At 72.1% G+C, this 7,873-nt stretch carries 5 protein-coding genes; 4 read left to right on the top strand and 1 reads right to left on the bottom strand.

Annotated elements, in window-relative coordinates; all coding sequences use genetic code 11:
- The 4 genes from AW16_RS17075 to AW16_RS0109295 form a co-directional block, all read left to right on the top strand.
- A partial coding sequence (locus tag AW16_RS17075) for a nitroreductase family deazaflavin-dependent oxidoreductase (RefSeq protein WP_231496000.1) occupies positions 1-478 on the top strand: 478 nt, incomplete at its 5' end.
- Positions 475-1,818 carry a threonine/serine exporter ThrE family protein gene (locus tag AW16_RS0109285; protein ID WP_051681825.1) on the top strand — a complete coding sequence of 448 codons (1,344 nt, stop codon included), beginning with the start codon at positions 475-477 and terminating at the stop codon, positions 1,816-1,818. The genes AW16_RS17075 and AW16_RS0109285, both read left to right, overlap by 4 nt.
- 215 nt (positions 1,819-2,033) lie before the next feature.
- Complete coding sequence (locus tag AW16_RS0109290; protein WP_231496001.1) at positions 2,034-4,190, top strand: discoidin domain-containing protein; 2,157 nt, start codon at positions 2,034-2,036, stop codon at positions 4,188-4,190.
- Between the two features lie 116 nt (positions 4,191-4,306).
- Complete coding sequence (locus AW16_RS0109295; RefSeq protein WP_051681826.1) at positions 4,307-5,350, top strand: LacI family DNA-binding transcriptional regulator; 1,044 nt, start codon at positions 4,307-4,309, stop codon at positions 5,348-5,350.
- A 162-nt stretch (positions 5,351-5,512) separates the two neighbouring features.
- Here AW16_RS0109295 and AW16_RS0109300 read toward each other — a convergent pair whose 3' ends face one another.
- Positions 5,513-7,603, bottom strand: coding sequence for a glycosyl hydrolase family 28-related protein (locus tag AW16_RS0109300; protein WP_231496002.1), 2,091 nt, complete (start codon positions 7,601-7,603; stop codon positions 5,513-5,515).
- Positions 7,604-7,873 lie beyond the last annotated feature (270 nt).

Here is a 7,873-nt window from a genome sequence, read left to right as displayed (position 1 = left end):
GTACGGCGCGGGCGGGGATAGCGTCGACGGCATGGTCGCGCCGTACTGGGTGACGCGGGTGAACCTGCGGTTCACCAACAAGGTCATGGGTCTGCTGTCCGACGACGTGCCGCCGCTCGCGACCCTGCACCACGTGGGCCGGACCTCGGGGCGGCGCTTCCGCACGCCCGTGATGGCGTTCCCCACGCCGCGCGGGTTCGCGATCGCGCTGACCTACGGGCCGGACGTGCAGTGGCTGCACAACATCGAGGCCGGCGGCGAGACCCGGCTGGTGCGCGCTCGGCACGTGCACCGGCTGAGCGACCCGGTCCTGCTGCACGGCGACGAGGGGCTCCGGCTCCTGCCCGCGTGGACCCGCCGGTCGCTGCGGGTGCTGCGCGTGCCGGACGTCGTCGACCTCGCGTCGTCGACCCCTGGCACGACGACACCCGACGACGAGGCGGTCTCCCGCCGGATCCCGCCGCGCGGCGGACGATGAGGCTGCGCGACCGGCTGCGTCGCGCGGCGCACGCGCTCACGGCCCCGCCGGTGGCGCCCGCGGCCGACGAGCCCCCACCGCCGCCACCGGTCCCGGACGACCTCGTCCCGCTGCTGCGCGAGCTCGGCTCGGCGCTGCTGTCGTCGGGGCAGTCGGTGATGGACACCGAGCACCAGCTCACCGCGGTCGCCGACGCGTACGGCGCGGACCAGGTGCGCGTGCTCGTGCTGCCGACGGGCGTGGTGCTGCAGGTCGAGACCGAGCGCGGTCCGGTGTCCGACGTGACCGGCCCCGGCTCGTCCGGCGCGCTGAGGCTGCACCAGGTCGGTGCGGTCGACTCGCTCGTGTCCGAGCTGGTCGCGGGCGACGTGGACCTCGCCGACGCGCGCTCGCGGCTGCGCACCGCGCTCGCGACCCCGCCGCGGTTCGGCCCGTTGCTCGTCGTGCTCGGCCACGCGCTGCTGACGTTCGCGTTCGGCCTGATCCTGTACCCGGTCCCCGAGGCGCTGTGGCTGTACCTCGCGATGGGCGCCGCGGTGGGCGCGCTGCGGCTCGTCGCGACGCGGTGGCAGACCCTCGACGCCGTGCTGCCCGTGGTCGCGGCGTTCCTCGTCACGTGGCTGTGCGTCGACGCCGTCGGGCCGTGGCTCGGCGGTGACCCGTTGCGCCTGCTCACACCCGCGCTCGTGAGCTTCCTGCCCGGTGCGGTGCTCACGGTCGCCGCGATGGAGCTCACCAGCAACCAGGTGGTCGCGGGCGGGTCCCGCATGGTGTTCGGCATCGCCCAGCTGCTGCTGCTCGCGTTCGGTGTCGTCGCAGGGGTCGCGGTGAGCGGCGGGTTCGTCGTCGCGGCGTCGGCGCCTCTGCTCGGCTGGTGGAGCGCCTGGGTGGGAGTGCTCCTCGTCGCCGTGGGGCACCGGTACTTCTCGTCGCCGCCCGCGCACTCGTTCTGGTGGATCGTCCTCGCGCTGTACGCGACGTTCGCCGCGCAGCAGCTCGGTGCGACGTTCCTGCCGAGCGAGCTCGCGGGGTTCGTCGGCGGGCTCGTCATCGCCCCGGTGTCGCTGCTCATCGCGCGGGCCAGGACGGGTCCACCGGTGCTGGTGACGACCCTGCCGGCGTTCTGGCTGCTGGTGCCGGGCGCGCTCGCGTTCCGCGGGCTGTCGGAGATCGCGACCGGCGAGTCCTTCGGCGCTGCGGACCTGGTGAGCACGGCCCTCGCGCTGTTCTCGATCGCGCTCGGCGTGCTCGTCGGGACGTCGTTGACGCGCGACGTGCGGCAGGTGAGCTCGGTGGTGGGTCGCCGCGTCGGGCTCCGGACGGGACGACGAGCGGGCTGACGACCGGACTGACGAGCGAGGCGACGAACGGGTTGGCTCACAGCCCGGCCGTCGGCCGTCGGCCGATGAGATCTCGCGCCGACCCATTCAAGGGAGCGCTCCCCCGCGGTATTGACAGCGGGAATGTCCGGGTTCAAGGTATTCCCTCAGAGAGCGCTCCCTCGCGTTCTCCAGCCCGCCACCCGTGTCAATGACGACCTCTGGGGGTAGTCCGCATGTCCATCACCACGCACCACCCGGCTCGCACCGTGCGCCGGTCCCGCCCCGCCGGCCGCATGGCCGTCGCGGCGCTCACCGCGCTCGCCGCGGCCCTCGCGTTCGCGGCGGTCCGCGCCGACGACGCGCACGCCGCGGCGCCCGTCGTCCTCTCGCAGGGCAAGCCGACGACCGCGTCGTCGTCCGAGTCCGCCGCGACCCCCGCGAGCGCGGCGACCGACGGCGACGCCGGCACCCGCTGGTCGAGCGGCTTCTCCGACAACCAGTGGATCCAGGTCGACCTCGGCTCGGCACAGGCGATCTCCGAGGTCGACCTCACGTGGGAGGCCGCGTACGCGAAGACGTACACGATCCAGACGTCGAACGACGGCACCACGTGGACCAAGGTGCTCGACGGGACCGCGTCGTCGGCCGCCAAGCAGCAGCTCGCCGTCAGCGCGAACGCCCGCTACGTGCGCCTCACCGGGACGTCCCGCGCGACGCAGTACGGGATCTCGCTGTGGGAGCTGCAGGTGCTCGGATCCACCGCACCCGTCACGTCGACGCTCCTGTCGCAGGGGAAGCCGACGACCGCGTCGTCCGCCGAGTCCGCGGCGACGCCCGCGACCGCAGCGACCGACGGCGACGCAGGCACCCGCTGGTCGAGCGCGTTCTCCGACCCGCAGTGGATCCAGGTGGACCTGGGCTCGTCGAAGACGCTCAGCCGCGTGGACCTCAACTGGGAGGCCGCGTACTCCAAGGCGTTCCAGATCCAGGCGTCGTCGGACGGCAGCACGTGGACGACGCTCGCGACGAGCGCCGCGACCGGCGCCGGCAAGCAGTCCGTGAACGTCTCGGGCAGCGGCCGCTACGTGCGCCTCTACTCGACGGCGCGTGCGACCGGCTACGGCGTGTCGCTGTGGGAGCTGCAGGTCTTCGGCTCGGACGGCACGACGACGCCGACCGACCCGCCCACCACCACCCCGCCGACCGGCTCCGCGGTGCTGCTCTCGTACAAGAAGCCGGCGACGGCCTCGTCGTTCCAGGACGACGCGCAGTGCCCCGGCTGCACGCCGGACAAGGCCGTCGACTACGACACCGCGACCCGTTGGGCCGTCAACGCCACGACCGGCTGGACCGATGCCGGCTGGTACCAGGTGGACCTCGGCGCGACCGCGCACGTCTCCCAGGTGGTCCTGCAGTGGGACCCCGCCTACGCGACGGGCTACCAGATCCAGGTCTCGCCGAACGCCAGCACGTGGACGACGATCTACACGACGACCACCGGCAAGGGGCTCAAGGAGACGCTGAACGTCTCGGGCGACGGTCGCTACGTCCGCATCAACATGACGAAGCGCTCGGGCCCGTACGGGTACTCGCTGTACTCGTTCGACGTCTACGGCACCGGTGGCAACCCGGTCCAGCCGCCGACGAGCACGGTCCCCGCCCCGAACTTCACGCGCCTCGCGTGGAGCGACGAGTTCAACGGCGCCGCAGGCACCGGCCCGGACACCTCGAAGTGGACCGTCGACGCGGGCACCGGCCAGAACGGCGAGCAGGAGTACTACACGCCGAGCGGCAACCTCAACATGGACGGCCAGGGGCACCTCGTGATCGAGGCTCGCAAGCAGTCCGCGGGCGGCCGCGACTACACGTCGGGCCGCATGAACACGGGCGGGAAGTTCACGTTCCAGTACGGCCGCGTCGAGGCGCGGATCAAGGTGCCCGCCGGGCAGGGCTACTGGCCCGCGTTCTGGATGATGGGTGCGAACTTCCTCACCGGCACGCCGTGGCCCGCCAACGGCGAGGTCGACATCATGGAGGTGCTCGGCAAGGACACGACCACGTCGTACTCGACGCTGCACGCCCCGGCGTACAACGGCGCCGGCGGGTACGGCGGCTCCTACAAGCTGCCCGACGGCTCGCAGCTGTCGAACGACTTCCACACCTGGGCAGCCGAGTGGGACGCGAACGGCATCCGCTACTACCTCGACAACCGCCTGGTGTTCACGGCCGACAAGGCGACCGTGGAGTCGACCCGCGGCCCGTGGATCTACGACCACGACTTCTACGTGATCCTCAACCTCGCGGTGGGCGGTGACTGGCCGGGCAACGTCGACGCGACGACGCCGTTCCCCGCCAAGATGCTCGTGGACTACGTGCGCGTCTACCGCTGATCCGCACCGGACCCGCTGCACTTGTGACAGGAGCTGCCTCCCGGGAGCTCCGGAGAGTCCCACCAGGCTCACCAGTCACAAGTGCAGCGGGTTGCGTCGGTGCTATAAGAGGGACCATGGCCAGCACGCCCACCGGATCCGGCGCGTCGACGATCGAGGAGGTCGCTCGGCGCGCCGGCGTCTCCCGCTCCACCGTCTCGCGCGTGCTCAACGGCGTCGCCACGGTGGACCCCCGCATGCGGCGGGCGGTCGACGAGGCCGTGCGCGCCACGGGCTACGTCCCGAACCTGGCGGCGCGCTCGCTGGTCACGCGCCGCACCGACTCGGTCGCGCTCGTCATCTCCGAGCCCGCGACCGGATCCGCGGGCGCCGAGTTCCTGCAGCGGATCTTCTCCGACCCGTACTTCGGCCGCGTCACCGCGGGCGCCCAGCAGGTGCTGCAGGCAGTCGGCGTGCACCTCGTCGTCGTGCCCGCCGACCGCGACGCGCACGACTTCGTGCTCTCCTACCTGCGTCAGGGCCACGTCGACGGCGTGCTGTTCCTGTCCGGCGGCGACGAGGCCGGGCTGCCCACCGCGCTGTCCGCCATGAACGTGCCCCTCGTGCTCTCGCACCAGCCGCGGACGTCGCTCGCCGTGAGCTGGGTGGACGCCGACCAGACGATCGGCGGGCGGCTCGCGGCCGAGCACCTCGCGCGTACCGGACGCCGCCGTTGCGCTGTGCTCGCCGGGCCGGCAGAGGTCGCCGCGGCGCGCGACCGCCTCGCGGGCTTCCGGGCAGCGGCCGACGAGGCGGGCATGACGGTCGTCGTCGAGGAGGGCGACTTCAGCGCGCGTTCCGGGACACGGGCCGCGCGGGCCGTGCTCGAGCAGCACCCCGACGTCGACGCGGTGTTCGCCGCGAACGACCTGGTCGCCGACGCGGCCGTGCGCGTCCTGCTCGACGCCGGCCGGCGCGTCCCGGACGACGTGGCCGTGATCGGGTTCGACGACTCCGCGGCCGCGCGCGAGTCGACGCCCGCGCTGACCACCGTGCGTCAGCCCGTCGAGGACATGGCGGGTGAGATGGCGCGCCTGCTGCTCGACCGGATCCGCACGCCCGCGCAGCCCCCGCGCGGCGTGATGTTCACGCCCACGCTCGTCGTGCGCGAGACGGCCTGACGCCGACCTGCCGCACGCAGCACGAGAGGGGCCCGGCGACGCGCGCCGGGCCCCTCTCGTCGTCCCACACCCCGGGACCTCCCCTCCCGCGTCCTGCACGAGGACGCAGGGAGGACGCTCGCGCCCGGCTCGCACCAGGGCCGGGCGCGAGCGCCGTTCAGCTCACCAGGTCGACGGGGCCGGCGGCGTCACGACCGGCGGGGCGTCGTTGCAGGTGATCGCGTTGGGCACGAACGGCGTGAGCCAATTGGTGCCCGGGTGCCACGGGTTGTTGTCCGTGCCGTCGTTGCCGCCGAGGTCCACCAGGGAGAACTCGGAGCCGGTCGACGCGAAGTGGAACGACCCGCAGTTGTTGACGCCGGCCCAGCCGACGTTGCGGACGTCGACGTTCTCGAACGTCGCCGACCCGAAGGCGCGGGCAGACACCACGGACGTCCCCGCGCCGTCGACCTGCACGTCCTTGAAGTGCATGTCGTCGATGCCGTACTGGTCCTTCACGCCCCACTCGGACACCAGCATGATCGCGTTGTACCCGTTGTCGAGGTAGTGGTCCCCCGTGACGTCGATGCCCTGCACCGAGCCCTCGAGCGCGTAGACCCACAGCGCGCCGAGCCCGATCTTCCAGTTGAGGTCGAGCGTGCTGGCGCGCACGGTCGTGTTGTCCTGGAAGGTGGTGCGGCCGGCGAACGGCGTGGAGCCGAAGCGCTGGCCGGCGTGCAGGCCGCTGCCCTCGCGCACGGGGTCGGCGACGACGTTGGCGACGACCTTGTTGTCGTGGCCGCCGTAGATCGCGATGCCGTTGGCGAGCGTCGGGTTGAGCACCGTGTTGTGGGAGAACACGTTGTCGTGGTCCGCATCGGCGGTGGCGGACGTGACCTGGTTCGACCACATGGCCAGCGCGTCGTCGCCCGTGTTCCGGATGAAGTTGTTGGTCACCGTGGCGTGCGAGATGCCGCGGCGCAGGTTCAGCCCGTCGGCGATCTGGTCGACGATGACGTTGTCCTTCACCGTGAGCCCGTCGAACGGCCCGTCGAACCACATGCCGACCTTGGTGTGCTGGATGTACAGCCGCTCCACGGTGGAACCGCCGCCCAGCGCGCCGCCGATGCCGTTGACCTGGTCGTCGTCGACCCGCTCGCGGACGTCGCCGACGATCGCGAAGTCGGACAGGTGCACGCGCTTCGAGCCGCCGTCCTCGACGTACTTGCCGTAGACGCCGACGCCGTCACCGGTGAGCGTCGTCCACCAGCTCCCCGCCCCCTGGATGGTCACGTCGTCGACCACCAGGTGACGGTCGACCTTGTACCGCCCCGGCGGGATGTACAGCGCGACGCCACGCTTCTTGGCCGCGGCGATCGCCTTGTCGAGCGCGTCCGCCGAGCTGCGCCGGCCCGTGGGGTCGGCGCCGTAGAGCCACGCGTTGACCGCACCGCGCGGGGGCGCCTTGGGCAGCCCGACCTGCTCGAAGTCGGCGAGGTCGATCGTCGCCGACGGGAGCTTGCTGCCCGCCGGCAGGGACACCTTGACGGTGTCACCCTTCTTCAGCGGCAGCACCAGCGGGATGCGCAGCTCGCTGTAGAAGTGGAATGGCCGGAACGGCTTGGCGAACACCGGCGCGGGCGTCGTCGCCGAGGGCACGCAGCCGCACTCGGTGAGCCACCAGTCCTGGTTCGGGTCGGCCTGGGGGTCGTTCGAGAACGGGTACGTGCCGTATAGCCACGAGAACTGCGACGTGAGCGTCGCGCTCGTCAGCTTGTGCCCGTTCACCGAGATGTCGACCGGTCCGGTCAGGCCGCCGCCGGTGGCCGAGTCGGGGATCGAGTAGCGCAGCGTCATCGCGTTGGCCGGCCTGGTCAGCGTGAACTGCACGTAGTCCTTGGCGCCCTTGAGCGTCACCGCGCTGCGGCCGGACGCCTCGCTCGCGAGCGTGTACGGCGTGCGGTCGGGGCCGACGAGCGTGCCCTGGTAGGTCGCGTTCTCGGCCTCCTGCTCGACGAACGGGACGCTCGCTCCGCGGCCTGCGGTCAGGGCCGGGGAGATGCCGGCGACGGTCTCGACGCCCGGCTTGGGCTGCTGCGCGGCGAGACCCGGCTGGGCGACGGCGAGCGTCGCGACGAGGGCGAGCGCGCCGGTGGCGGCGACGCGGGACGTGATCCGCGCTCGGTTCGCTGGGGCGTTGCCGCGGGTGTTCTCGCGGGTGTTCTCGCGGGGGTTCTCGCGGGTGATCTCGCGGGTACGGACGATGTTCCTCACGGAGGCGCCTCCTTGCGCACCGGGGGCCGACGCCGGGGGTACGCGGCGTCGCATGACGGACACACGGTACGGATCGGGACAATCACGCGGCAAGACTGAATGGCAAACTGGAAGAACTTACGTCTGCGATGCAAGTTGGCATCATCGTTCGATGCAAACCCCCGCGAACAGCACAACACCCCCAGCCGTCCACGCCCCCACCCGGGTGACACCGTCGCCCCGGCACCGACCACCCCGCCGTCCGGACCGCGTGGAACGTCGACTCACCCC

Origin of the sequence: Cellulomonas sp. HZM (assembly GCF_000708885.1) — a bacterium.
Lineage (GTDB): Bacteria > Actinomycetota > Actinomycetes > Actinomycetales > Cellulomonadaceae > Cellulomonas.
The sequence above is the reverse complement of the archived record's forward strand: the minus strand, read 5'-3'. Positions and strand labels throughout refer to the sequence as shown.

Coding starts and splice junctions, on each gene's coding strand:
- AW16_RS0109285 (WP_051681825.1), top strand. CDS start 475: ATGAGGCTGCGCGACCGGCTGCGTCGCGCGGCGCACGCGCTCACGGCC.
- AW16_RS0109290 (WP_231496001.1), top strand. CDS start 2,034: ATGTCCATCACCACGCACCACCCGGCTCGCACCGTGCGCCGGTCCCGC.
- AW16_RS0109295 (WP_051681826.1), top strand. CDS start 4,307: ATGGCCAGCACGCCCACCGGATCCGGCGCGTCGACGATCGAGGAGGTC.